Raw genomic sequence first — 25344 nt, forward strand, 5'->3', positions numbered from 1 at the left:
TTGTAGACTATATTGATTACTACAACAACAAACGAATTAAGGTAAAACTAAAAGGACTTAGCCCTGTACAATACAGAACTAAATCCTTTGCTTAAATTAATTGTCTAACTTTTTGGGGTCAGTACAATTGCTATATCGCTTTTTTTATTTTTCTAAGTACGTCTAGACGTTTTAAAACTCATGTTGTGATTGAATTACGTTCAACACTTCTTGCATACTTCCAGCCTTAGCATTAAATAAAGGCAATTGGTTATCGTAATATCCAATAGTAGCAATACCAGCACTAGTTGATTCCTGTATCCCTGAGTACGAATCTTCAATAGCAATTGTCATCCGAAACAATATAATCAAAATAATTCTTCAAATCCAGTTTTTCAAGACTTATTTCTATACTGAAACAACATCTTTCCAGAACTTCAATAATTTCTTTTTGTGTTAAATCATTATTTAACTAAGTCTTTGGAGGTAATACGTTTTCAAAGCTACTTTTTACCATAGATTTTGAGTCTTCAACACATATTACTAAGCCAAAAATGCTCTAAATTTTTGAAATTCTAACAAATCCCACTCAACTTCATAATCATCTTTGACTTTCACAATATCTTCCTCAAAATAACCATATCTAATAATTTATTACTAGCAATGATATGCAGACAAATGACATCATCAATATGATTTTCAACCAGTACATGTATTTTTAACTCCAAACGATTAGACAAACTTGACTGTTTTATAACATCGTATGTAAATTTTTTCATGTTTAAACTCTCCACCTTCGATATTCCATAATCAAAAGTAACCGTATCAAGTTCTAATAATGGTTGAGTTAATTTACAAGAACCGACTCCAGTGAAATGATCCTATCACATTGCCGTGCTTGCTCCATGTTATGCGTAACAACCAAAATTGTTTTACCGAATTGATCTCTCAAAGTTCGAATCAAATCGAATGCTTTTTGAGACATTTCAGAATCTAACGATCCAGTTGGTTCATCTGCTAGGACAATATCTCCGGGCTTTAAAATAGCTCTCACAATCGCAATTCTCTGCTGTTCACCTCCCGATAATTCATTGATTTTACTATTTAACCGATTTTGTAGACCAACAAATTCTAGCGTTTCCTTGATTCTCTGCTCTTTCTCCTGTCTAGAGAAATTCGAAAAAGTCATGGCAAGCATCAGGTTATCTTTCACACTAGATGTAGAAATGAGTGCATTGGATTGAAAAAGATAGTTGATGACATTCCTTCGATAATGAACTGCTGATTGCGAATTTACCTTAGGCAAAACTTTTCCGTTGATTAGGATTTTACCACTGTCAACAGTATCCAATAGCCCAATCATATTGAGGATAGTCGATTTTCCAGAACCAGAAGGTCCTACTAAAGCTACAAATTCATTTTCCTCAATATCAAAGCTTAAGTCTTTGAAAATTTCTCTTGAACCAAATTGTTTTGATACATTTTGTACTGAAATTCTAGACATGAGATTACTCCTTAAATGATTGTATGATACTCTCCCCTTCTTTACGGAACAAACTGAAGTAAAGAAGCATTATCTGAAAAGCAAATGTAGCTAGTGTCATGACTATTCCCAACTTAGAACCCACAAAGATAGAAACGATTAGTTCCATCACAGAAAAACTAATAATGAGAGAAAGCACACCAATATATCTTTTCCATGGTGAGAATCCCATAAAGTATTGGCCATACAATTTTTCTTCAAATAACAAGCGGTACATTAAGACAAAACTCCAGAAAATAGCCATCATCGTAATGATGATAATCGCTATAATCGTGCCGAAAAGATAAAATGTGTAACTCAGATCTTTTTGAAGACCATTGATAAAGTTCTTGACAGTTGTAAAACTCAACCGATTATCCGTTAAATCTGGAAATTCTGTTTCTAAAACGGACACTACCTGTTCCATCGTTTCCCTATCACGAATCTTCAAAAGACCATTATAGCCACTGACAACTAAGTTTGCCGACTCCATGAAATATAAATTCTCTGGTGTTGAGACAAAAATAACTGGATTCTCACTAGTTGTACCATAAGAAATGGAATCTGACCAAGTAAATATTGGTCGAGACGGTTGGTAAACCTTGAATATAAATTTCTGATTTTCTGTGAAATTAGTTTGTAAATCTCCCGGTTTTACAGTGACACTTTCCTGTAAATACGCCTTCATCACCTCAAGTTCTTCTGTATTGAGCGTGTTAGGTAGAAGATAAAGTCGAGTACCATTCCTCATCTCTAGCAACTCTTCATCACTTAGGGGAATACCTAGGTCTTGCAGGTAATTATAGGAGAATTTCAAATACCAAAATGGTTTTTTAGGGATATGCTGGTATGTCCCATAGACTGCATCAAGGGACTCCTGATTAAGAAATTGTCCTTTGGCAATATAGACACCTGGAAGCTCAGATATACGCTGGTAAAAGTTATACATACTACGCTCAAGGGAATTTGTAGTTCCTGCATATGTACCTACATCATTTCCCTCAACAAAGCTGGATATAACGTACATATCTTCAACATTTCTCCACTCCCTAGATACTTTTATATTATCAATAAACTGATTCATTGGAGTATCTAAAGAGTAACTGACTGCGATTAACAAACCAGCTACCAAGGTATAGAATAACAAGCAGGTTACCATTAAAGGCTTCATTGGTAATCGTTTATGAATTGCGGCTAATGGAGAAACCGAATAAACAATAATCGTTGGAATAATGAATATCAATAGTAGCAACAAGACTGAGAGGCTGACTCCAGCAAAAACTAGAATAAACGATGATAAACCAAAACTAGGCCAGCCTGACAACAACCAACTACATAAAGAGATAATTGGAATAATGTATATTGAAAATAGTAAAGAATTTTTGAAAAAAGCAGACCATAATTCTTTTCTATCCCATCCTAAAAGAATCAATGTTCCGAAATGTTTGAAGGATTGAAGAACACAGATTAAGAATAGAATCAGTAAAATGAAGGCATTTACTAAGATGATGATAGCAAGTATTATTCCCCAAATTCCCTGATCAGTACTACTTCCAAAACTTTCTTTTGTCAAATCCTCAACAGAAATACCTGACATCTTTGAAAGATGTAACAGAAAGTTATCTCTTGAGACAGCATCGTGTAGACCATTGATATGGTATACACGATTAATCGTATTAGTGTTTTGGAAAGTATAATCTAATCGTTCAATGACTACAGGTGTGCTAAATAATAAATCTGGAAGCTCGTAAAGCATATTATTTGAGCCTTTGTCAAGTCCAATAGTCATACTATTATCACTATGAGATAATAAATCTGCAAATTGTTGTTGTGAGACTACTATTTTACCCGTACTTTCAAAATCTGAAAAACCAGCAGAGCTACCAAGGATGTCTATATAAATCCTATTTAGACCTTCTCCTGTATCACTACTTTCAGAACGTTTTGTCCATATGGACAAGTCACTCTGTTCTAAAAAATAATTAAATACATCTTGTGATTGCTCTTCTGTTAACTTCTGAAGATAAACTGTTACGGTCCCGGAATGATGATCATAACTCTGCCATGACTGTTGATACTGTAAACCTGTTAAAAAAATTGCTACCAGAGCAAGTAAGACACTCTGGATGGCAATCAAAAACAGGATTAAGTATCTCATTTTACCTAATAATATGTTTTTGTATGTCATAAGTACTTACCTACAATTCCAGTAACATTCAGCTGTACAGTTCCAATGAATTTAGAAACATGTGCTTCTACTCCAGGGAATTCCCAGCCTGAGAATGCCTTGTTAGCAGTTGCTGAGTGTTCGTAAACACTAGACTGAAGATTTGAATAGCTCCAAGCCGTCTTTTTTGACGCCGTAATTCATCTTGATGAAAAGACCTTCCTTAACCACCTTATCAATCTGATACTCGGCTAGGACAACTTCAAACTCCTGAATCTGGTCATGTTTCTCTTTGACCTCCTTGTAGGCTGTTAGGAGTTCCTCACTTGAGAGTTTAATCAAGTAATAAATCGAAATCTGGCGTTGACCAGATTCGATTTTAGAATATGCCGACTGACTACATGATAAATATTTAGCAAGATACTCTTGCGTATAATCATAATCTTCTCTAAGATCCCTGACACGCCTATACATTCGTTTACTTCTAAGAAAATTATAGTTAAGTTTTGAACGAATCTTAGATTTTATACCAAATTGGCATAAGAAGATTATTAATTAGAATATAAATATAGATCTACATCTACATCTACATTTTACACAGAATAACCTATATAGCTTTAATTCAATTTTTCTGACTGATGATACTCAATTTTAAATAGTGCACTATATATCAATATTGTTTATCTTTTTTCCAAAGCCCCTACAGTAAATTTATAAAAAACAAAACTATAAAATATATTCACTGCTAGAAAGATAATCATATCGTTTAATGACATATCCGCTAGTGACCGACTACGAAGCGCAATCATCGGTTGAGAATATGGAAAAAATTTTGTTAAGTCTTCATTAATAAAGATGAGGACAAAATTAAACATGCTCCCAATAGTTGCTAATCCCACACTTTTACTGAAATTTCTAGTTTTTACAGTTACATAGGATTGAAGAGTAATTATTGGAAAAGATGCTAGAACTGCTAAGAACAACCATTTGAAATAAGTTTGCAAACTCAGATCTAACGTAATTCCATCAACCTTAGTTGCTATAATAAAAATAAGGAACAGAATTAATTGAACTGGCAAAATTATGATGAAACTACATAGCAATTTCCCAAAATACAATTTCCCCATTGATACTTGATTCACCTTCAACATATCAAGAGTTTTCCTTTCAAACTCAGGCATAATCAACAGTCCTGTAATGATAGCTAGCATAGGGGGATAGAGCAAGGTGCTGTTATAAAAAGTCAACTGCCCCCATAAAACAAGGGATTGCGTCCCATCAACTAATACCTCTCGACTAGCAAAATAGATTCCCAGTCCAATAAAACTAGAAAAAATCAGAAAGGCAATTCCGATCAATAAAAGTTGAGTCTTTCGCGTTTTTTTCCATTCTGCTAAAAAATAACTTCCCATCTTAGTTTCCTCTCTTTTTCAAAATGATATTAGCCAAACCATATAATAATGCACAATAGAATACATAAACTACTAGTTTCCATAGTAGTTGTTCGTCAAAAATATATGTAAATACTCCATTTCCAAGGAACTGGTACTTATAAGGTGCTAAACTACCGAAACCTGTTATAGGATTGAGTAAACTACCAAAACCATTGCTTCTTGGGTTTAAAACAATTCCCAAAAAACCACCTAACAGACCTAACGCTAATAATATACCTTGCCTTTCCAAGAGCATTGCTAGGGTTAAATAGATACAAATCAGAGAAAATATTGCAAGTAGTTGTCCAACAAACTGAAGTCCAATAATTGAGAAGGGAATTGAGATACCTACCTGTTTTCCAAAAAAATAAATAGCAGTAACTTCTACTACCGACATGATGCTAAAGAAAATCATCATAAATAGGAGTTTGTGATTAAAAATAGTTAGAAAATGTTGACCGTTTGCAGCTTGTAACCTAAATGTTTGCCCCTCACGCTCATTTCCAACAATGCGAGCTGCAAATACACAGACTGCAATGGGAAACATAAGAAGATTGACATTTTGATTGCTAAAAAGTGTTCCTACAGTTTTTAACTCTGGATGTGAAAATGCAGATGAGAATGTAGCGATATTCCAAAGCGTAGCAACGACTATTAAGATAGCAACTATGGAAAAAGATTTTGTTCGCCTGCTTTTTAACCATTCAATGTAAATACCTGACATTTTATACCTCCTTTGTTAAATCTAAGAAAATGTCCTCTAGTGTCTCACTTTCTCTAACTACCCGAAAAATTCGATATCCATTTTCCGTTAAATAACTGATCATATCAGCTAGTTTATCATTATTAATATTGCTTAATTTGATATGACTTGCGGATGCGTCCAATACTTCTACCGAACCGAACTCAATCAAACTTTGAACAATGTTGTTCTGTGAAAAATCTCCACCAATCTCAATCCATGTGTTAGATTTAATTGCTTCAATTTCTCCTTCATAAACAAGGCGCCCGTGATTAATAATCCCTACTCTGTCTGCAATATGCTCAATCTCCGGAAGGATATGACTAGAAATAAATACTGTTAGCCCTTCTTCTTTCGCCAACTTCACAATCAATTCACGAATTTCATGAATACCAGCTGGATCAAGACCATTGGTTGGTTCGTCAAGCAATAGAATTCGCGGTTTCTTCACCAATGCGAAAGCAAGTGCCAGTCTTTGCTTCATACCGAGAGAATAATCTTTAACAAGTTTTTTTCTATTCTTTTCTTCGGCCAAACCTACCAACTCCAAAGTCGGATAAATATTACTTTCCTTAAATCCTACCATTTTTTGAAAAACAAGTAGATTTTCATAACCTGTCAAATTAGGATAGTAGGAGGGCTCTTCAATCATTGAACCGATTTGGTTTAAATAAGTCTTATCTTTTTTGATGTTCTGACCATGAACTAAAATCTCTCCAGAAGTAGGCGTTACTAAAGACAGTACCATTTTCATAGTTGTTGTCTTTCCTGCACCGTTTGGTCCAAGAAAACCGTAGATTTCTCCCTCTCGGACTGTGATTTTTTCTAAGTCTACCGTAGTAACATCTTTGTAAACTTTTGACAATTTACGTAATTCAATAATATTTTTCATTCCTATATTACCTCTCGTAAGTCTTGGTCTTAAAGACTTTCCCTTCTCTTGTTTATACTATAAATTATATCTCTGCCAGTTAAAGGTAACATTAAGAAAGAGGAAATTTTCCCTTAAACTTTCGAACGAATAAAGTTCTCGTAGTTTGAATTCCTTTTCATAAGGTTCTCATGGCTATCTTTGATTACTTCCCCCGTTTCACTATCAATGAAAATGATGTAATCAACAAAATTAACAATGTCTAAATGATGACTAACCATCAACATTGTTTTATCTGAATATCTAGTACTTCGTAGTACATTCTCATAGATTCTATTTTTACTATGTTCATCCAAATTACTAAAAGCTTCATCCCAAAAAATAATTCCATCTTTTTTTATCAAAGATTTAGCAATAAGTAATTTTTGAATCTGCCCACCTGATAGATTCTTCCCCTGCTTCAATAGCTTAGAATGTATTTTATTTGGCAACTGAGAAATAACCTCATCAGCTGTCGTATCATTCAATATCTGATAAAGTGGAGATAAGTCATCAGATATCCATTCCAAATTTTCTAAAATACTTCCTTTTCTTAACGTCATGTTTTGCAATACTACACTCAGGTAATTCTCAAACTCCTTAATTCCGTATTTTAGAGAACCACTATAGCGTAGCATTCCCGCTAATAATAACAATAGTGTAGATTTTCCACTACCCGACTTCCCGACAATAGCGATTTTTTCTCCTTTTTTAATTGTCAGATTCACATCATCATAGATTGGTTTGCTGCCATACGAAAAATTCAATTTATTAGTTTGAATTAGATAATCCTTTGAGTCTTCACTCGGTACAGTAATTGGTAACGTATCTTTGAACAAATCACTTTGTTTTTCAGCATAAACCCCTAATCGAAGTATTTCAAAAACAGCTCCTTTTACCTGTTCAATTGCAGAAATCAATATTGAAATACTAGTCTGATATACAAGTAAATCCGGGAGCGAGACCTTAATGTAATCATTATAATAAACTGCTATAACTATTATTGATGATAAACTAATGTAGTTAAATATAGTTCCAAGCAGTTGAGACAAATTTTCAATTTTCAATATTTGCGAATATTTAGTTGTAACTTGATTGTTAACTGTCATCCAAGAATTGAAGACATTATCTTCTTTTCTCATTATCTTAATATAGTCTATATCCTCCAAATCAGTCTGTAGTTCAGAATTGAAATCAATTAGATATTGTAGATAGGTCTGATTATATTCATTTTGCTTATAATATAGCACTATAGAAAACACACTATATATAGCAATCATTACGACTAAAATCAAGGTTAATTTTACTGAAATAGTTATTAAATAGATAAAAATTACAATAACAGAAATAAGACTTATAAATGACGGAATAATTTTTAATGTAACATTATCTCTTAATGTCGATTTAAAATTAATTTTTTCAGAAATTCCCCCACTTAGATGATTTCGAAAATATAACAATGGCTTTTGTAACAGCCTTCCAAATAATTCCCTACTATAATAATCATCAAAATCTTTATTATATCTATCTAAAGCACCATTTTTGATGAAATATCCTAACAATTGAAAAATAAGAACGATACCTAATAAAAGTAAACTAACACTAAACTTGAAATCATCTGCTAGCATTTGTCGCAAAATTATTGAAAACAATAATACACTTGTTTGGATAAATAGCAAAGATAGCATAAATAACGCAATTGGTTTCATTTGAAGAGTTTTCTTGAAATACTTCCAAAAGATTGAGTTGTATTTTTGTGATTTAAAATCACTACCTTTGTTTACCATAATCATTGTTTCGGAATAATGCTCCATAAACTCACTTTTACGGTATCTTACTTGTCCAATAGCTGGATCTACAATTAAAACTTGCTCAGATGTAATTTTTTCAAGAACCACAAAATGATCATTATTCCAATGGATAATCATTCTTTGCTTAGTTTTTTGATAGACTTTTAGTAACTCGTCAATTGAGGCATGATAGGCATTTATGGTTACTCCAAATCTATCATTTAGAGTCAACAGATAAGATACACTTAGCCCATCTGCTGGCAATGAATCTCTATCATAAACTTCATATAGTGGAACTCTGTGCCCTAAGTCGTTCAACAACATAGTATAACAGGCCAAAAGACAATCTTCTTCATTGTTTTGTAAAATAATCTTCATCGTACTTCTTCCTCTCTATCCCTTATAAATTAGGAATAAGAATGTCAAGCGAACTGTCTTCTTTTAAATATTTTGCTGTAGAAAATAGAACACCTGGAATTCCTGTCATTAGACCATAGACATTATACTTTGTATTAAAACTACACATCCAACCTTTTTCTAAACCAAATGCATGCAATTTTTTATATTCTCTATCTAAAATGCTTTTGAATTTTTTGGACTCGTCATTTCCCAAATAATTCATATAATAACTAAGAGCCAGTAAATTTCCACTAGTTCCGTGACAAAGGGAAAAATTAGTCATATCAAAACCAATTTCAACAATTTGTTCTGCCGCATGTTCCACATCCTTCTTCAATTCTTCACGCTCAGAATCGGATAAAATCTTATATCTATCATCTAATTGTAGCTGTGCTAACCTTGCAACTAATACTCCCGTCGAACCGTGGCACCAATTTGCACTTGTCTCGTTATTCCTTTTATCAACCCACCCCTTATCAATCTTCTGGCGATTATCAAAATTTCTAGCCTTGTTAAATAAATCTAAGGCATCAGTGCTTCTCAATTGACCAGCCAACAAAAGCAATGCTATCTCAACACCTAAATTCCCATGTGCAAGACTAACATTATTCACTTCTAATCGGTTCCAACAAATGTAATTTTCATCATAAATACCTAGCTCTTTAAGTTTATTAAGCGATTGAGATAGATTTTCTATCGTAGTATCTGTATTTCTAAACGCAGTAATTTCATTTGGGAAACTTGATAAAAAGTCTGCTTGAGATACATCTATGTTTAAACAATAACTATCTATAATATCTGACATATAGCTTGGGAGTTTCTGGTCTGTAATTAAACCAATTCTAAAAATAGCCGAGATAATGCCTAATTTCCCAACGAAATAGGATGTGTTTTGTATTTTAGAATAAGAATTTAATAAAGTAGAAAAAATTCGTTTCAAGCAAGCAATAATTTTTTTTTGTCTCAAAGAATCAACTAAGTCATAAGCTTCAGATAAAGCAATACCTATGCCAGCCAACCCTTCGTACACTGAATCATCCATTGGAACTAATTCAAAGGCATCATAATCTGTAACTTTCAAAGTGAGCCAGTTTGTACTATTATCTCCGAAGGAATATCTCTCATCATTCAAAATAATATCAACCAACGTATTAATTCCTGTGTATAATACCTCTTCATCATTACTGGGGCGTTCATATTTTCGATACTCCTCTTGAAGTTCTGTACTATACAATGCTTGTGTAGTTTTTATTGAGAATTCTATTAAATTAATTTGTTCTTCAATTAACTCCTCATTTAGATTCTCTAGCTTTTTAATCACTACACTTAACGCAGAAGTCCCTAGTTTCCAAATAATTGTCTCTCCATCTCTAATGTTACAACTATTAATATTCACATAAAAATAAGGAATATCCATATTTAATAACTGCTTCTCCTCTGATTGGACTAATGTATGACTATCATACTCATGTAATTTATTAGCCATTTTTTCAAATAGTATCTGTGATTGATTACAGTATACTGGCGAAATAATTAGTTGTCGAATTAGACTATAGTCTCTAGTATTCCGAAACAAAATTCGAGTTTGAATATCACTATGAGTCAAGTAAAGTTTTTCAAGATATTTCTTTTCCTTCACAAAAAAATAACCTAATTCTCTGAATCCTTCTTTAATGAAATCAATATATTCTGCCGCATTAAGATAATTTTTCTCTCCCATAGAATTAAGAAAATAAGGCAAATGATCTTGATTTTTAATCTGATATTTTTTCTTCTCAACATGCACATCATCTCGATTATAATTCACAACAATCTTAGCTTCGCCAATAAGAGTTCCACCAAGAACTCCACTAGTATCTCCACCGAAAATCTTATCTGCTTCAGCAATGGGAAGAAGACCTGTTGAAAGTACTGAATTTCTACTGTTCTCTATAATTTGGAAGGTCGCTTCGTTGTTCGCTATCGTGTCAAAAGGTGTTATAGAGAAGATTGTTTCAACATCTACAAGAGTTGGAGTAATATTTGCAGATATCAAATTTTCAAAGTGTAAGTCTGAGATATTTAGAATATAGGAATATGCTAATAGGTAACCTACTCTACGATAAAACTCTTCGGCTTCTTTTTTTGAATTTAATGGTCTGCTAATTATAAATTTTTCCCAAAAATATTCTTCTTTATCCAAAAATTGAGGAATAAAATGGATTTTTTTGCCCAAATAAGCACTAACTCTAGCATCTAAAAGATTCAAAAGAAGATTTGGTTTAGATGATTTCTTTTTAAAAACAACTTTTTGCTCCTGATAAGTTACAATACACACCCCGTTACCGTTATGAATATCTCCTGTCACTTTAAGCTTAATAGCATCTATATTAGGAATTAGGGAGTTACTACTAATGTAATCTTGATCTACTAATTCTGAAAAATCTTCAATAAATCTATTTTTCACATATTCCATTAAGTCTAAGTATTTCTGGATGCTGAGTATAACACGATGATTTATATCCGAGAAACGTTGCTCAATTTCATCTAATATTATTCCTTTCTTACATAGGACATTATTAAAATAATCATAACGTATCTCCGATGAGGAACCTACCAAGCTTTCTTCAATTCTTTTTTCATTGATTAAATAGATTAGCGTTGGTCTGTAATAATCAGAAATTTTTTTCTCAATATCTTTGATAATATCACTATTCTCTAGTAGTAATTCTGGAAAATATTTTTCAATAAATACTTTTGGAAAGCTGTCAAATTGGCTATATAGAATTTCTTTCTCATTCATACTACTATCCTCCCGCGACTAACAACATGTAAAAATGGCTTGTAAACTGTTCCAACGACATTCTGCAGAAATTGTATTAACACCGTGCCCCTTGCCGCCTCCTAAAAGTATATCTAATTCATCAATTTGAATCTCTTGCAATACATTTACTGCCTCACAACACATTTCTTTATTAATTCTCATAACATTTAACCTCTTTCTTATATTAGGCACTTAATAATTATGTTCCCTATACGATGATTTTAATACTGTTACTTAAAGATAACTTTAAGAAAAAATTAATTTAAAATAAATTTATAATCTATACAAATCAAATAGAGTACTATATCTAATATCTACCAATTCATATCCTCTCATTCACTATAAATTAGTAAAAATCAAGAACTACTTTATCTATCCTTTTCTATTTTTTAGCGAATTCTCCCCCTGACTCCAAGCTTTATTCAAAAACTATACATTCTCACTATATCTACAGAATAGACAAAAGAAAAGACAAACCTCAAATAGTTCTTGGGTCTGTCTGTAATTTTTAAGAGGAATACCCTCTTTTGAGTAACTTCAAAGATACCTAATCGCACAATATTATGAGCAACATGTAAAGAAGAATTGGAATGAATTCATGTGACATTCATGCGAAATAGTTTTAAATACTCCATTCTTTCCAGCACCAATAATTTGCTCTAATTCATCAAGACTTACTTCCTGAATCGTATTCATTAGTTCATATTCTTTTTTCATGACAGCTACCTCTTTTCTATAAAATCTTTATGAACAACATGTAAAGAAGAATTGGAACGAATTCATGTGACATTCATGTGAAATGGTTTTAAATACCCCGTTCTTACCCGCACCAATAATTTGGTCTAACTCTTCAAGACTTATTTCCTGAATTGTGTTCATTAGTTCATATTCTTTTTTCATAGTATTTACCTCTTTCTATTTTAAATATCGGCAATCTAGATATCTTCTTTGTTACAAGTTTATCTTACAATGGCATCTTAAAGCTTGGATAAAGAAAACATAAATTTATCTTTAAGATTATCGAATATGAAATGTTCACCTTTTATCTAATAGCTTTATTTATGGTATAATTAAGTAAACTTTTGGAGGTGAAAACATGAGTTTTGAAGCACAATTATTAAATAAACACATATTGATTGTGGATGATGATACAGCGTTAAGTGAATCAATTAAAGAGGTACTTGTGAGTCGTGGTTTTAAAAATATTAGTCGCGCTTATAGTATTAGTGAAGGAATTGATGTTTTTTCGGTATCCCATATTGATCTAATTATTTTAGATGTCATGCTCCCAGACGGAGAAGGCTATTTACTCTCTCAATATGTGAGAAAAATCTCAGATATTCCAATTCTATTTTTGACTGCTAAAAATAATCCTGACGATGAAATTAGAGGACTTAATTCGGGAGGAGACGACTACGTTACAAAGCCCTTCTTACCTAAATCTTTAACGTATCGTATTATTGCACTGTTAAGAAGAGCTTATAAAGATGAATCTGAACTCATTGAACTAACTGACTGTATCATTGACTTGAACAATGCCAGTGTTAAGAAAAGTGGTCAAAATCTATCGCTAACACCTACAGAAATTCAAGTTCTTCGAAAATTATATGCTAATAAAAATTACATAGTCTCTACTGAAACAATTTGTGATACAATTTGGGGACTTGAGAGCTTTGGATATGAGAAATCTCTAATGGTACATATTCGAAATATCCGAGAAAAGATAGAACTTACCCCCTCTAAGCCTAATCACCTAATTACTGTCAAAGGACTTGGATATAAACTTGTTATTTAGATAATTTAAGGTATAACCCATGAATGTTTTCAAAAAAAATATACTAAAGTTTATTCTATCGTTTATTTTTATCATCATAGTTGATGTAATACTTTTAGTTACTGCAGCAAATTATATTCGTAGCCAACAATCTGCATCAAACATCATCGAAACAGTGTCGTCTGAAATTGTTTTAACTAATGGAAATTATGTTGTCAGTCCGATAGCCAAACAATTAATTGATGAAAATAATTTATGGATGATGATTATTGATAAGAACAGTGGCAAAGAAAAATTCAATATTGACAAACCCAAAGATATAGCTAATCAATTTAATTTTGCAGATGTTGTTCGTTTCTCTAGGTTCTACTTAAAAGACTATCCTGTATTTACTCAAATAAAAGACAATGATAACGATATCTATATTATTGCATTTCCAAAAGATAGTATTATTCGCTATGGTAATAATTATTTTGATTTGAATCGAATTCAAATTTTTCCAATCATTATTGTATCAATGATTTTTGCTAACATATTGTTCTGTTTATTTTTATATATCTACAGTGTTACCTTCCTAAATCGAAATATTAAACCGATTATTAACGCAATTGTAAAACTACCAAATGGAGGAAACACACAAGTTAAATCTGTACAGGAACTAGATAAATTAACACTTGCTATTAACTCAGCCAATCAAAAACTTCGTGAAAATGAAGAATTTAAGGAAAATTGGATTTCTGGAATTGCACATGATATCAAAACACCACTTTCAGTAATTGTATCAAACACATCCCTAGCGATTGAAAAAACTGATAATGATCTATTACTTAAGTATCTAAAGCCTACCCTAGTTGAAAGTCATTATATCCAAAACCTTCTTAATGATTTAAATATATTTGCCCGATTAACAAATGGTAATCTGATATTAAATCGAGAAATTGTATACATCGTTCCATTTTTTAAGGAGATTATTATCCAAATTATTAATCAAGAGATTTGGCATGACTTCAATTTTGAATTCACTTCTGACGACGGTTTGTTTAATCAAAAAACGTACGTCGAAAAATCTTTGATATCGAGAATTATTCATAATCTGATTTATAATTCTGTGCTTCATAATCCTTCTGGATGCGATATTCAAATCATTCTTAAGCATCTATCAAATAATACATTTTCAATTACCGTACGCGATAACGGAATAGGGGCCTCTCCCAACAGACTTAACAACATTAATAAAATTGAAGAATTTAGCTTTGATATTTCTGGTGTTCGTAGAAGTGGTATAGGATTGAAAATTACTAAGCAAATCGTTGATTTGCATCATGGTGATATGGTTATCACCAGTCAACTGGGTGAATACTTCCAAACAACTATAACTTTAGACACTGTTAATTAACTTGAAAAGGCAACTGTTTTCTATACAGATTTTATAAGTTCTATTTTTATTTTAAAATCGCCACAGAATAATAATGCTGCGATGAGGTCTTGCATATTCTTACCGTTTTTGACATCTCTAAACAATAGATTATTGGCAACCTCAAAGATAATGACCTCATGGGCAGAACAAGTTAAGTCCTGCATGGACAACTCACTCGCTGTCCTTTCTCTCTGGTAGCCTGAATTAATTCAGCATTATCATTATAAATTGACGATAATAAATATATTATTTGTCCTTAAATATCTATAAAATAAATTTAAAATGTCGAGATAGTTACATTGCCAGCATTTCTATTACTGTAATGAAATCTCCGTATCAAACTTTTGATTAAAGCCTTTACCAGTATTCAACATTTTTACAAATGTTTCTAATCTTTTTATGAGTCTCTCATACTCACCAATATGGTGCCCTAGTTCCTCTTGCAATGCTCTTATTTCTTCAGTCACTTGTTCTAATGAAGTTGATTCTGTCAAGTTTAGTTTTGAAAAGTCATGTCTTGCAAGCTTTCGACTGCTCACATCCTCGCTCTTCAAATTGATAAGCACTTCCGCCATCTTATTTAAGTTGGCGATTTTTTCATTAATTTGATTTAGTTTTATATCTATCTCTGCTATTTCTTTTACTAACTCGTCTTTAATGTCTTGGTATTTCTTATCTGCTTCAGTTAATTCAATGAAGAGGTTAATCTCAGTAATCTTTTCCTGTAGACTCTTAACTGTAGGTCTTCTGTATGGTATTACTCGACTATCGTTGGTTAGCTGTCTTATCAAGGTTCGTCCTTTGACATACTGATTCTTATCCGAATGTTCTTTGTTATATACAAAGTATGAAGTTGTCTCACGTATAAAGATTTTATATTTTGTTTGATTCTATTCTTCCAGAATATCTAATTGATAATTGGGAATGAAAATGAGACCACTCTGCTTAATACCAAAAGACACTTTGATATAAATGCCCTCATCAACTAGCTTCTCTATTTGCTTCTCTGCAAGTTCCACTTCAAATTCACGAACGGTATCTCGTTTTTCCGTAAATGTCTCAAAGGCTTCCTCAATCTCTTCAGTGGATACTTTATCCTTATCTCGTTCTTCTTGGAAAGCATGGTACTGTTCCTTTAAATTCTCTAATCCTTCTGAAGCAACGACTTCCTTATTTTTAAAATAATCTTGAAAAAATTTGACGTCATATAATTTCTTATCACTTATTTTTTGATGACCCAAACTTATCTTTTGATTCTCTTCTTCCAGGATAAAAGTTACATTTTTTTGTTTTAAGTCAATGGTTAGATTCAATTCTTTGGCTTTTGTTATTAAATCTTCTAAAGAATTGACACGGTTCAACAAAAATTCTAAACGACTTTCAATCTCTTGCTTAGCAAAATGCATTCTAAATAATTCTTCATCATATAGATCTCGTTTGCTGAGTTGGCGTCCTCGAATTGGTTTTGTCATTGCTCGATCCGTCATCATGAATCGACTATGCTTTTGACTAAAATCAATCTGAACATGCAACTGCTTTGCTTTCTCTAAAAAATCATCAAACGATTTAGATTGCTGCAACAAAAAATAAAGACGTTGTTTCAATTCAAATTTATGACTAGACTGCCTATATTTTTGATAGTCACGGTAAGAAAAACTCTTCTCAATAATTTTCGCCCCAGCCACTTTAGAAATACGGTCTGAAATCATACGGAGGTTTCGTTCCAAGGCATAGTTCCATATCAACTTTTTATCTGAATTGCGGTCAATAGCGTTGATTATGATGTGATTATGAACATGATCTTTGTCTGTATGAGTTGCTACGATAAACTTAAAACGACCTCCTGTCAATTCCATCATGGTCTCATAACCAATGCGGTTAATTTCTTCAGGTGTCAGATTATCTTCAGGAGAAAATGATTGAATGAGGTGATGAGCATGAATAGTTTGTTGGTGTTTTTCTTGTCGGTCGTTTCTGGATTCGTACAACTTGTCATTATTGGTGAAGTTGACATTGTACATCTCTACCATTTCTGCATGACTAGGGAAGTCCAAGTAATTGCTCATGCCAAAATCAGATACCAATTTCAAATTGTCCGTTTTATCAGGGTTGAGAATATACTTAATTAAACGCCTACGATATTTTTTTCCGTGCGTCGCAAAGTGTTTAGTAACTACCATGAAACTCCTTCAGTCTTTTCACCTCCACTTGAAATTCTTTGTCCACTTCCTTAATTAACTCTCCGACTCCTTTACTCAATTCTTGTAATTGGTCCTGAGAAATCAGATGGCTTTGATTAATCGCACGCGCAATTTGATTTATGTTATTTCCAATCCGTCTCAATTCAAAAACTAACTGGTCATAAGTATCAGTGTTAATCATGACAAATGACATATTGGGATTAAGTAAAACTTTTCTGGCATAGACTGAGAAATTTTGACAATTGCTCTTAGCAATCCGTTCATTCAATTGGTGTAATTCTGGATCAGTTAGAAATACTTTTTTGAGATTAGTACGATAGCGATAAACCATTACATCCTCCTAACCCATATATTTTTCACGGAACTCACGACTGAGTGGCTGCACTTGATTCACTTCTGCAATCAATTCTTGAACGCAAGTCAATAAGATTGAGACGTGCTCTTGCGTCACTTGATGATTTTCTCTTGCGATAACCAGAACTTTATACACATCTCGACTAATCTGTTCAAACTTTTGAGACTGCCAAAGGGAGAACCAACTTTCAAAAATTCTATCCTGATAATTCTTTTTCAATAAATTCTGACGAAGAAATTCTGAGAAACTATCCATTTTTTGTTCCCTCATCATTTCTTTTATCTGTTTTTCTTCTTGTCTCGTGATTCTAAATTGCTTTCTGATTGACTTAATTTCTTGTCCCATTCTGATATCCCTTCAACATTCTACTTGTCTGACAGTGTAAGTCTACCTCACATTGTCAGTACGCTTCCTAAAGACCTCACTTGCTTCTTGTTCGGTCTTTGCGAGCTCAGATATTGTGTCCACAATATCCCAAAAATCATATCGCCAACCGACCAAAACCTTCCAGTTTTGACAGCCAACGATAAGATAACTTGGTGGCTCCGCCCCAAACCCCCATAGAAAATCAAAAATTGATTTTCTATGAATGATATTAGGATAACAGGGAAGATTTGGAAAAGGTATCACAGGATATACAATATGTAGACTACGTTATTTATAAAATCATAAATTAAAACACAAACATTAATAATTTAGACAGCAACAATCTCTAAAATTACTAAATTTTCATAAGAAACTTCTGCAATATGTTTTATATTTCAAAAATAATACTGTATAATATTATTCAAGTAAATGACAGGAGTGATAATAATTGATAACTATTTCTAAAATAAATAGCAATGAAGTCAAATATCTTTGTAACGATATTTATATGAACATGAAAGCAAAATACCGAATAAACTTAAACAAGTGGTGTTCAAAACATGTTGCCCCCGTATTGCAAAAAGTTTTAAACAAAAGTATATCTGACAAACCATTTTTAGACATTATGTTACTTTCCCATGATGAAATAGAAAAACTAATTGAAGATTCGACAATCATCAATTTAGATTACCAGTACAGTATAAAAAGCAATAAAAAAATTAAAGGAAATAAATCGCTATCAATTAAAGATTATCTAATTGGTAATGTATATAAAGCTATAAGTAAGCCCGCTAGACGGAAAAAAATTCTATCTATAACTAATTTGTCGGTATGTCCTTATTGTAATCGGAATTTTATGAACTCTTCCGATAATAAAAACACCTGTGAATTAGACCACTTTTGGTACAAATCAGAATTCCCTATTTTTGCCGCTTCGTTCTATAATTTAATTCCATCTTGTCCAAGTTGTAATAGAAATAAAGGTACTAAAATTTTTCATTTATCTCCATACAATCATAAAGTTTCAACTGATAATAGAATTACTTTTAGTTGGATGCCAAAAAATGGGGATTTTTTATATAATCATCATTCTATTGTGATTAGGGCTAAAACTCATGATTCTTTTTCTCATGACTATGCTTTATTAGATTTAAATGAATTATACCAAATACATACCGACTTGGTTCAGGATGTATTATTAAAACAAATTTTCATACCTGAATTCTATTTAAATGAAATTTGTAGTATTCTCTCATTATCTAAAAATGACATTGATAGATTATATACTGGTGTATATACTACTGAAAAAGATTACAACAAAAGACCCTTATCAAAATTAATTTCTGATATATATTCTGAATTAGGCTATTTCGAGAGGTAAAAAATGAAGCTACTGGGTTTAATATTTCGTGATTACGAGAATTTTATTTGCAATCAAATATTTAATTTCTCAGACGAGTACATTGTAAATTATGATTGGAATGAGACGATAACAATTAATAAAAATCCAGAATATATCGCTAATTTTTATGGAGAAAATATTACAAATATTACTGCAATTATCGGTATAAATGGTGTTGGTAAAACATCCCTATTAAACTTTCTAGGATTTAAATTTTCAGAACGCAAGGAATTTTTAAGTAAATATGAATATTTTATTATTTATGAATTAGATGAATCTATTTTTATTGAATTTAATAATCATAGTAGTAAAATTAAACAAATAATATTCAATGATATAACTATAAGAATTGATGATGGACTCCTTATTGGAAGCACAAGAAGTCTTTTTTTCAAAAAACAAGGAGATGAATATTCAATTGTTGATAAGTATCCTCAAGGAAATATAAACTATTTTTTCAAAAAGTATTATCAATATAGTTTCAATGAAAATGATGATTTCGTTGATACTTTATTTGGTAATAAATTAATCACTAGAAAATTATTTTCCACTCCTTCTGATTACAATACAATTAGAGCATTTAGATTTTTAAAAGTAAATGATTTTATTAATGATAACAAAATTTTAAAATATAGAGTTTCGCACTGGTCTTTTGAAAACCTACAAACCTTATTAGTTGAGAAAAACATTTATGAGGAAAGCATTATTGAATTAATTAATGATTTCTCAAATAATAAAAAAAATTATGTATTAAGTCGATTTATAAATCAAATAGTCGCTTTTTTTATAAATTTAATGCTTATCTTAAAAGAAGTTTATCATTTTTGGAATAAAGATATTGAAAAAATACTATTATCACAAATAAAGAAATATTTAACTTTCGATTTGAATATTATCCAAATAAATGATTTAAATCTAGAAATTAATGATAGTTCCAACTTCTTAAAAGCTTATTTTAAAAGAGAACCCACAAAAATTGATGAGTACAATAATTACCAAATTACAGATTTCATTAATTTTTCATTGGAGACCATCCAATTTTTGTGGAATGCTTCCGAACAAATTGAAATTAATAATAATTCATTTATTCTTGATTGTGCTCCAGAGCATATAGTAATTACAGATTTTCTCAAGAGTTATCAAAAAATATTGAATTGTAACACCACAAACCCTAATGGTATAATTATATTCACTGAAAATAATTTATTTATAAATTTACATGAACTTTCATCCACAGGAGAAGAAAGTTTAATTAGATTATTAGCTCAATTGATTGAACTAATATCAACAGCGGAAATTGGAAATCATATAATTTTAATTGACGAGATTGATGAATCTTTTCATCCTTCTTGGTCTAGCAGAATTATACAACTATTAACTTTATGCTGTAGTTATTTTGCAGATTTTGAAAATCCTTTATACAAAAATCCAACTTTCCAATTTATAATTTCCACCCATTCTCCATTTATATTATCTGATATTAAAAATAGAAATGTGCTTTATTTAGAAGAAAAGTTAGGTAAAGTAACGACAAAACAAATTAATACATTCTCTAAAAACATACAGAGAATAGTATACGAATCAATGGAAATAAACGATATCTATGGTAGCTTTGCACAAAGTAAATTAAATAAAATTATAAATATACTCAATCAACAAACTATTTCCCCAATAGTCATTGAAAAAATTAAAATTGAGATACAAAATATCAATGAACCAATAATACGTGACAAACTCAATCAAATGGTATCTGAAAAAGTGTCATCTTCTGATAAAAAAATTGAATCTATAATTTCTAATCTATCAAACGAAGAACGTGAACTTCTGAAAAGTAAATTATAACCACCTTAACTTAATACGTTGTTTCACACAAAGGTAATTATTGCTATTAGATTAATCTTACCTAAGTTTAAGTAGATTCTCCTCTCCTACCTGACTTCTCTCTCCAAACAATTATTCTTGACGGATGCTAGCTGCTGAAGCCTTATCATCCATCTAAAAATGACGTAAGTTCAATCTTGTTAATAGATTTTTGAATACACTCAAAAATAACTGACAGTTCCAACTATAGTGCATTATCAACGAGACTGTTCACTATTAGGTCATGAAGTTCTCTAGTATTCGCTCGTGTCTAGTCGAGATTAATAGCATATAGTCCTTTATTTTAGATAAGGATGCTATGGTTTACAAGGAAAGCTTGACGAGTGACTTCTTTGTGGAGTGGTTCAAAACGCAACTCCTGCCTGCTTTGAAGACATTTCATGTTATTGTCATGGACAATGCTAGTTTTCATCCCAAGAACATCTTGGATGAACTCTGCATCCAAGATAACACTTTTTCTTACTCCTACCGCCTTATTCACCAGATTTGAATCCTATTGAGCAAGCTTGGGCTATCTTGAAAAAGAAAGTGACGGATTTATTAAGGGAAGTCCCAAATATTTTTGAATGTTTGGAGCGCTTTTTTAAAACTAATTGACTATAAAAAAAAACGATTCAAAATCATTAGAGAATATAATTCTAAAATTGAAATTTTTCGTGCTAATTCTATGAAATCTTGATTTTCTAATAAATTTGTACTTATTTCCTTCAAACTACACAACTCTATAGTTGTTGTAAGTTTGTAATTAACTCAAAAGTATTCGATATAATTTCAAAACAGTGTTTTAATTTATAGTTGGCCAATATCATTTAATTTTAACTAAAAAATCATTATACAAATCAATCTACTAAAGATGAATTTATGATATACTAGTGATAATAAATAGTTATCGGTAGGAGAATGATGAATATGACAAATAAAAAAATAAGAGTATTTTTAAGCAGACCTAATCCATTTACGAATGAGCAACAATACTTTATAGATAAACTAAAGAGTACTCTAGAGAACTATAATATAGAAAGCATAACTCTACAAGCAAAGGATTATTCTCCCTATGAATCATTATCTGCTTTAAATGAAATGATAAAAAGATGCTATGGTATGGTTATCTTAGCTTTCGGGCATACGTATATTAAATCTGGAGTTTTAAAAAAGGGAGCAATTCAAGATAAAAAGTTTTTTGAATCTGACGAACAGCCGTTAGATGGGAAATGGATTACTAGTTCGTTTTGCCAAATTGAAGGTGCTATGGCGATCTCAAATAATATTCCTATTCTAATCATTAAGCAAAAAAATTTGCGAATTGATGGCATTCTAAAAGATGATAAAAAAATTGTATCTGTATCAGATTTTTCATTGGAGAATAAGACACAAATTGACTCTTTCTTCGAACAAATTTTAGAGAAAGAAATATATTGTTGGAAAAAATCATTGGAAGAAATATTTAATACAATTGAGGGAAATATCGTATAGAACACTTTCTAATGTGATATAATACAAACAACAATACTTTTCAAGGGAGGTATTTAGATGAAAAGAATCTTTATAAGTTTTGCCATTGAGAATGAAAATTTACGAGATTTTCTAAGGGGCCAATCAAGAAATACAAACTCTCCATTTGAATTTGTGGATATGTCTGTTAAACAACCTTGGGATTCTCAATGGAAAACTAAATGTAGAACAAGAATTAGAGGGTGTGACGGTATGATTTCTATCATTACTAGGAATACCAAGAAAGCCGATGGGCAAATTTGGGAAATGAACTGTGCTACAGATGAGGGGATACCATTACTTGCAATTTATGGGAACAAAGATCATATTGGTGCGACGATTCCAAATGAATGTGGCCATCTTCCTGTAGTAGATTGGAATTGGGAAAAGATTAGCGCTTGGATAAAACAATTGTGAGGTATAATTTATGTTAAACAACAAGGCATTAATCGTTGGTATCGATGCATATTCTCAGGCTCCGTTAGGGGGGTGTGTAAATGATGCAGAGGAGATAGCGAAATTATTGGAGGAAAACGAGGATGGTTCCCCTAATTTCAATATTAAACTAAAATGTAATATACAAACAAAAGCAGAGTTATTGGATGATCTTAATTCTTTATTTAAAGAAGGAGAATCTGACATTGCACTTTTTTATTTCTCAGGACATGGGACAGATAAGAAGGGTGGTCAAATCGTAACACCAGATTTTAATGAGTGTAATATGGGAATTTCTATGGATGATATACTTCAACTAGCAAACGCTTCAAAAAGTCGAAATAAAATTATCATCTTAGATTGTTGTTTTTCTGGGAAGTTAGGAGATTTTAGTGATAACTCACCTAATGCCAATATTGGGAAAGGTGTTACTATTCTAACAGCAAGCAATCGTGATGAGGCTGCTATTGAAGATCGAGAAACTGGTCATGGTGTGTTTACTGAATTACTAATTCAGGGGCTAAAAGGTGGAGCAGCAGATGTTGGTGGAAATATCACTCCTGCTAGTTTGTATTCTTTTGTAGATCAATCATTAGGAGCGTGGGAACAAAGACCTCTATTTAAAACAAATATTACAGGTTTTTTACCTATCAGAACTGTTGAAGCTAAAGTATCAAAAAAAGTACTACGGAAACTTCATCAATATTTTACAGAAGCTACTTCAGAATTTCAATTAGATCCATCATTTGAATTTACTAATACTCCTGAAGCAACTCATGAATATAAAGAACCTTTCGCAAAAGAAGAAAATGTTGATAAATTTAAAGAGTTACAGCTTTATGAAAGCGTAGGTTTGATCGAACCTGTTGGAGAGGAGCATATGTACTTTGCTGCTATGAATAGTAAGTCTTGCCGTTTGACACCACTAGGTTTACATTATTGGAAATTATCAAGAGATAAAAGATTTTAAAAAGGGAAGTGAGCAAAATTGCTCATTTCCCTTTAATTATTTTTAGAGTTTCATGATAATCATGCTTTAGCTCTTTACGACCTGAGCTTACCGTCTCTTCTTGCCTTTTTGTAACAGGCTTAAATTCAATAATTGATTCATCAGTACCAAATGCAATTAGGGTCAAATCTTTAATGTTTTCATTATACCAAGTATTGTCAAGATCAGTTTCTTCTCGTTTGAGAAATTGTGATTCTGTTAAGCAAGTTTTAGCAAAATGAACAGCAGAGTAGTAATACTCTTTTATTGATTCAATATCTTTTGATATACAATATTGTTTTAACAAAAGTGCACAGTAGTTTCTAGCACAATAAAGATTCCCACTTTCAAAGTTTGAGCCATTTTTGTAATATCTTCTAGCTTGTTCTAAAAATTTGCATTCTTTAGTTAGGCCAAACATTTGTTTATTTATCGCTGCAACAATCCCCAGTAAGTTTTCGTTTGTCGATGTAGCTAAATCTATGTTCTCATTAACGTATGATAAGGTTAAAAGCAAATTTTCTAGGGACAATTCTTTTTTATAGCGACATAATAGATATTGAGAAAGTATATCTTCATCAAAGGATAAGTTTAAAACTTGAAGATACTGATTTTCGGCTTCTTTAAACAGCATATTTTCCTTCAAATTTTCAGCTTTTTCAATCATTGTCCTTATAGATGCTCCTGCTACATGTACATTTTTATCTAATTGAACTAATGGTTTAATCTTATACAAATTAAAATCAAATACAGGACTATCAATATAATCGGTATTGGATTCTAGGCAAGAAATTAATATATCTTCTAATTTATCTTGCAGAGATTTTCTATAGTTTTCATCCGATACTATTTTCTTTCTATGATATCTTAATTGAGGATTCATTGAAATATCAAAAAATGGGTATTTGCTAATAGTTAGTTCTTCACAAAGTATAATTGTAGATTTTGGCCTCATTGCATGCCGAAGTCCCAACTCATAAATTGCATTTTGATTTAAAGTGCTTATATCAGCAATCACAATATCAGCTAAAAAAATAGATGTTATGAAGTTTTTATTAATAGCTAATGAAGTTGGAACTTCATCTCCTCGATATGCTTGTGTGGAGTAGACTGATTTTAAATGATTTCGAGATAATACAGGTTTTATAAACTTAAAATAAACATCGTCTAAATTCAGTTTTACTAAAGTTCCAGGAATTTTTTTAACCCCATATCCCATGACTACAAAGCATGTTTTATTACTCATCAATCATTCTCCTACCGATAACTATTTATTATCACTATACAAA

23 protein-coding genes and 4 pseudogenes are annotated in these 25344 nt (G+C 31.5%); 9 read left to right on the top strand and 18 right to left on the bottom strand.

What is annotated here, in order from left to right; all coding sequences use genetic code 11:
* Window positions 1–95 (top strand): IS3 family transposase (locus QM843_RS01280; RefSeq protein ID WP_414261305.1); only part of this gene is annotated, 95 nt, incomplete at its 5' end.
* Window positions 96–171: 76 nt separating this feature from the next.
* Here QM843_RS01280 and QM843_RS01285 read toward each other — a convergent pair.
* The 14 genes and pseudogenes from QM843_RS01285 to QM843_RS01350 form a co-directional block, all read right to left on the bottom strand.
* Entirely contained in the window at window positions 172–333 is a 162-nt protein-coding gene (locus QM843_RS01285; RefSeq protein WP_024056639.1) for an HAD family hydrolase, read from the bottom strand.
* Window positions 334–593: 260 nt separating this feature from the next.
* Window positions 594–758, bottom strand: a complete 165-nt coding sequence (locus QM843_RS01290; RefSeq protein WP_236616750.1) for a hypothetical protein — start codon at window positions 756–758, stop codon at window positions 594–596.
* Between the two features lie 68 nt (window positions 759–826).
* Entirely contained in the window at window positions 827–1483 is a 657-nt protein-coding gene (locus tag QM843_RS01295) for an ABC transporter ATP-binding protein (RefSeq protein ID WP_024056640.1), read from the bottom strand.
* A gap of 4 nt (window positions 1484–1487) precedes the next feature.
* A complete protein-coding gene (locus tag QM843_RS01300) occupies window positions 1488–3689 on the bottom strand; it encodes an ABC transporter permease (protein WP_414304710.1) in 2202 nt (733 codons plus the stop codon).
* A gap of 153 nt (window positions 3690–3842) precedes the next feature.
* Window positions 3843–4004, bottom strand: a pseudogene (locus QM843_RS01305) (hypothetical protein); the annotation flags it as partial.
* Window positions 3993–4142 (bottom strand): annotated as a pseudogene (locus QM843_RS01310) (helix-turn-helix transcriptional regulator); the annotation flags it as partial. The pseudogenes QM843_RS01310 and QM843_RS01305, both read right to left, overlap by 12 nt.
* Before the next feature lie 206 nt (window positions 4143–4348).
* Window positions 4349–5080 (bottom strand): ABC transporter permease, encoded by a 732-nt coding sequence (locus tag QM843_RS01315; protein ID WP_024056643.1) that lies wholly within the window; start codon window positions 5078–5080, stop codon window positions 4349–4351.
* 1 nt (window position 5081) lies between these two features.
* A complete protein-coding gene (locus tag QM843_RS01320) occupies window positions 5082–5825 on the bottom strand; it encodes an ABC transporter permease (RefSeq protein WP_033685031.1) in 744 nt (247 codons plus the stop codon).
* Window position 5826: 1 nt separating this feature from the next.
* Window positions 5827–6735, bottom strand: a complete 909-nt coding sequence (locus QM843_RS01325) for an ABC transporter ATP-binding protein (protein WP_024056645.1) — start codon at window positions 6733–6735, stop codon at window positions 5827–5829.
* Between the two features lie 113 nt (window positions 6736–6848).
* Window positions 6849–8921 (bottom strand): cysteine peptidase family C39 domain-containing protein, encoded by a 2073-nt coding sequence (locus QM843_RS01330; RefSeq protein ID WP_414304709.1) that lies wholly within the window; start codon window positions 8919–8921, stop codon window positions 6849–6851.
* A 22-nt stretch (window positions 8922–8943) separates the two neighbouring features.
* Window positions 8944–11724: a type 2 lanthipeptide synthetase LanM family protein gene (locus QM843_RS01335; protein ID WP_414304708.1), complete on the bottom strand. Its 2781-nt coding sequence runs from the start codon at window positions 11722–11724 to the stop codon at window positions 8944–8946.
* 18 nt (window positions 11725–11742) lie between these two features.
* Window positions 11743–11907, bottom strand: coding sequence for a lacticin 481 family lantibiotic (locus QM843_RS01340; RefSeq protein ID WP_080713125.1), 165 nt, complete (start codon window positions 11905–11907; stop codon window positions 11743–11745).
* Window positions 11908–12306: 399 nt separating this feature from the next.
* Window positions 12307–12462, bottom strand: a complete 156-nt coding sequence (locus QM843_RS01345; protein ID WP_033685035.1) for a lacticin 481 family lantibiotic — start codon at window positions 12460–12462, stop codon at window positions 12307–12309.
* A gap of 27 nt (window positions 12463–12489) precedes the next feature.
* Complete coding sequence (locus tag QM843_RS01350; protein ID WP_033685037.1) at window positions 12490–12645, bottom strand: lacticin 481 family lantibiotic; 156 nt, start codon at window positions 12643–12645, stop codon at window positions 12490–12492.
* Between the two features lie 196 nt (window positions 12646–12841).
* Here QM843_RS01350 and QM843_RS01355 point away from each other — a divergent pair, with 196 nt between their 5' ends.
* Entirely contained in the window at window positions 12842–13540 is a 699-nt protein-coding gene (locus QM843_RS01355; protein WP_414304707.1) for a response regulator transcription factor, read from the top strand.
* Between the two features lie 19 nt (window positions 13541–13559).
* Window positions 13560–14915, top strand: a complete 1356-nt coding sequence (locus tag QM843_RS01360; RefSeq protein ID WP_078238648.1) for a sensor histidine kinase — start codon at window positions 13560–13562, stop codon at window positions 14913–14915.
* 335 nt (window positions 14916–15250) lie between these two features.
* Here the strand turns inward: QM843_RS01360 and QM843_RS01365 are convergent.
* From QM843_RS01365 to QM843_RS01375, 3 genes and pseudogenes are all read right to left on the bottom strand, one after another.
* Window positions 15251–17116 (bottom strand): annotated as a pseudogene (locus QM843_RS01365) (SAG1250 family conjugative relaxase).
* Window positions 17103–17468, bottom strand: coding sequence for a MobC family plasmid mobilization relaxosome protein (locus QM843_RS01370; RefSeq protein ID WP_414304706.1), 366 nt, complete (start codon window positions 17466–17468; stop codon window positions 17103–17105). The pseudogene QM843_RS01365 and the gene QM843_RS01370 overlap by 14 nt, the downstream one beginning before the upstream one ends.
* Window positions 17469–17477: 9 nt before the next feature.
* Window positions 17478–17837 (bottom strand): SAG1252 family conjugative relaxosome accessory protein, encoded by a 360-nt coding sequence (locus QM843_RS01375; RefSeq protein WP_000529546.1) that lies wholly within the window; start codon window positions 17835–17837, stop codon window positions 17478–17480.
* Between the two features lie 535 nt (window positions 17838–18372).
* On the opposite strand from QM843_RS01375, the gene QM843_RS01380 reads away from it, so the two are divergent.
* From QM843_RS01380 to QM843_RS01405, 6 genes and pseudogenes are all read left to right on the top strand, one after another.
* Entirely contained in the window at window positions 18373–19239 is an 867-nt protein-coding gene (locus tag QM843_RS01380) for an HNH endonuclease (protein WP_261019455.1), read from the top strand.
* A gap of 3 nt (window positions 19240–19242) precedes the next feature.
* Complete coding sequence (locus QM843_RS01385) at window positions 19243–21102, top strand: AAA family ATPase (RefSeq protein ID WP_024056653.1); 1860 nt, start codon at window positions 19243–19245, stop codon at window positions 21100–21102.
* A 337-nt stretch (window positions 21103–21439) separates the two neighbouring features.
* A pseudogene (locus QM843_RS01390) lies at window positions 21440–21738 on the top strand (transposase); the annotation flags it as partial.
* A 312-nt stretch (window positions 21739–22050) separates the two neighbouring features.
* Window positions 22051–22614: a hypothetical protein gene (locus QM843_RS01395; protein WP_061864608.1), complete on the top strand. Its 564-nt coding sequence runs from the start codon at window positions 22051–22053 to the stop codon at window positions 22612–22614.
* 57 nt (window positions 22615–22671) lie between these two features.
* Window positions 22672–23049: a hypothetical protein gene (locus tag QM843_RS01400; RefSeq protein ID WP_024056663.1), complete on the top strand. Its 378-nt coding sequence runs from the start codon at window positions 22672–22674 to the stop codon at window positions 23047–23049.
* A gap of 10 nt (window positions 23050–23059) precedes the next feature.
* On the top strand, window positions 23060–24037 hold the full coding sequence (locus tag QM843_RS01405) for a caspase family protein (protein ID WP_024056664.1): 978 nt from the start codon (window positions 23060–23062) through the stop codon (window positions 24035–24037).
* 22 nt (window positions 24038–24059) lie between these two features.
* On the opposite strand, the gene QM843_RS01410 is transcribed toward QM843_RS01405, so the two are convergent.
* A complete protein-coding gene (locus QM843_RS01410; RefSeq protein ID WP_024056665.1) occupies window positions 24060–25301 on the bottom strand; it encodes a hypothetical protein in 1242 nt (413 codons plus the stop codon).
* Window positions 25302–25344: the final 43 nt, after the last annotated feature.

Source organism: Streptococcus mitis (assembly GCF_047463435.1).
Classification (GTDB): domain Bacteria; phylum Bacillota; class Bacilli; order Lactobacillales; family Streptococcaceae; genus Streptococcus; species Streptococcus mitis_DS.

Bases quoted from the DNA above. Each gene is read 5' to 3' on its own strand.
- QM843_RS01375 (WP_000529546.1), bottom strand. From the start codon at position 17,837: ATGGGACAAGAAATTAAGTCAATCAGAAAGCAATTTAGAATCACGAGA.
- QM843_RS01360 (WP_078238648.1), top strand. From the start codon at position 13,560: ATGAATGTTTTCAAAAAAAATATACTAAAGTTTATTCTATCGTTTATT.
- QM843_RS01320 (WP_033685031.1), bottom strand. From the start codon at position 5,825: ATGTCAGGTATTTACATTGAATGGTTAAAAAGCAGGCGAACAAAATCT.
- QM843_RS01325 (WP_024056645.1), bottom strand. From the start codon at position 6,735: ATGAAAAATATTATTGAATTACGTAAATTGTCAAAAGTTTACAAAGAT.
- QM843_RS01290 (WP_236616750.1), bottom strand. From the start codon at position 758: ATGAAAAAATTTACATACGATGTTATAAAACAGTCAAGTTTGTCTAAT.
- QM843_RS01405 (WP_024056664.1), top strand. From the start codon at position 23,060: ATGTTAAACAACAAGGCATTAATCGTTGGTATCGATGCATATTCTCAG.
- QM843_RS01345 (WP_033685035.1), bottom strand. From the start codon at position 12,462: ATGAAAAAAGAATATGAACTAATGAATACGATTCAGGAAGTAAGTCTT.
- QM843_RS01410 (WP_024056665.1), bottom strand. From the start codon at position 25,301: ATGAGTAATAAAACATGCTTTGTAGTCATGGGATATGGGGTTAAAAAA.
- QM843_RS01400 (WP_024056663.1), top strand. From the start codon at position 22,672: ATGAAAAGAATCTTTATAAGTTTTGCCATTGAGAATGAAAATTTACGA.
- QM843_RS01385 (WP_024056653.1), top strand. From the start codon at position 19,243: ATGAAGCTACTGGGTTTAATATTTCGTGATTACGAGAATTTTATTTGC.
- QM843_RS01315 (WP_024056643.1), bottom strand. From the start codon at position 5,080: ATGGGAAGTTATTTTTTAGCAGAATGGAAAAAAACGCGAAAGACTCAA.
- QM843_RS01285 (WP_024056639.1), bottom strand. From the start codon at position 333: ATGACAATTGCTATTGAAGATTCGTACTCAGGGATACAGGAATCAACT.
- QM843_RS01370 (WP_414304706.1), bottom strand. From the start codon at position 17,468: ATGGTTTATCGCTATCGTACTAATCTCAAAAAAGTATTTCTAACTGAT.
- QM843_RS01295 (WP_024056640.1), bottom strand. From the start codon at position 1,483: ATGTCTAGAATTTCAGTACAAAATGTATCAAAACAATTTGGTTCAAGA.
- QM843_RS01300 (WP_414304710.1), bottom strand. From the start codon at position 3,689: ATGACATACAAAAACATATTATTAGGTAAAATGAGATACTTAATCCTG.
- QM843_RS01355 (WP_414304707.1), top strand. From the start codon at position 12,842: ATGAGTTTTGAAGCACAATTATTAAATAAACACATATTGATTGTGGAT.
- QM843_RS01335 (WP_414304708.1), bottom strand. From the start codon at position 11,724: ATGAATGAGAAAGAAATTCTATATAGCCAATTTGACAGCTTTCCAAAA.
- QM843_RS01330 (WP_414304709.1), bottom strand. From the start codon at position 8,921: ATGAAGATTATTTTACAAAACAATGAAGAAGATTGTCTTTTGGCCTGT.
- QM843_RS01380 (WP_261019455.1), top strand. From the start codon at position 18,373: ATGAAAGCAAAATACCGAATAAACTTAAACAAGTGGTGTTCAAAACAT.
- QM843_RS01395 (WP_061864608.1), top strand. From the start codon at position 22,051: ATGACAAATAAAAAAATAAGAGTATTTTTAAGCAGACCTAATCCATTT.
- QM843_RS01340 (WP_080713125.1), bottom strand. From the start codon at position 11,907: ATGAGAATTAATAAAGAAATGTGTTGTGAGGCAGTAAATGTATTGCAA.
- QM843_RS01350 (WP_033685037.1), bottom strand. From the start codon at position 12,645: ATGAAAAAAGAATATGAACTAATGAACACAATTCAGGAAATAAGTCTT.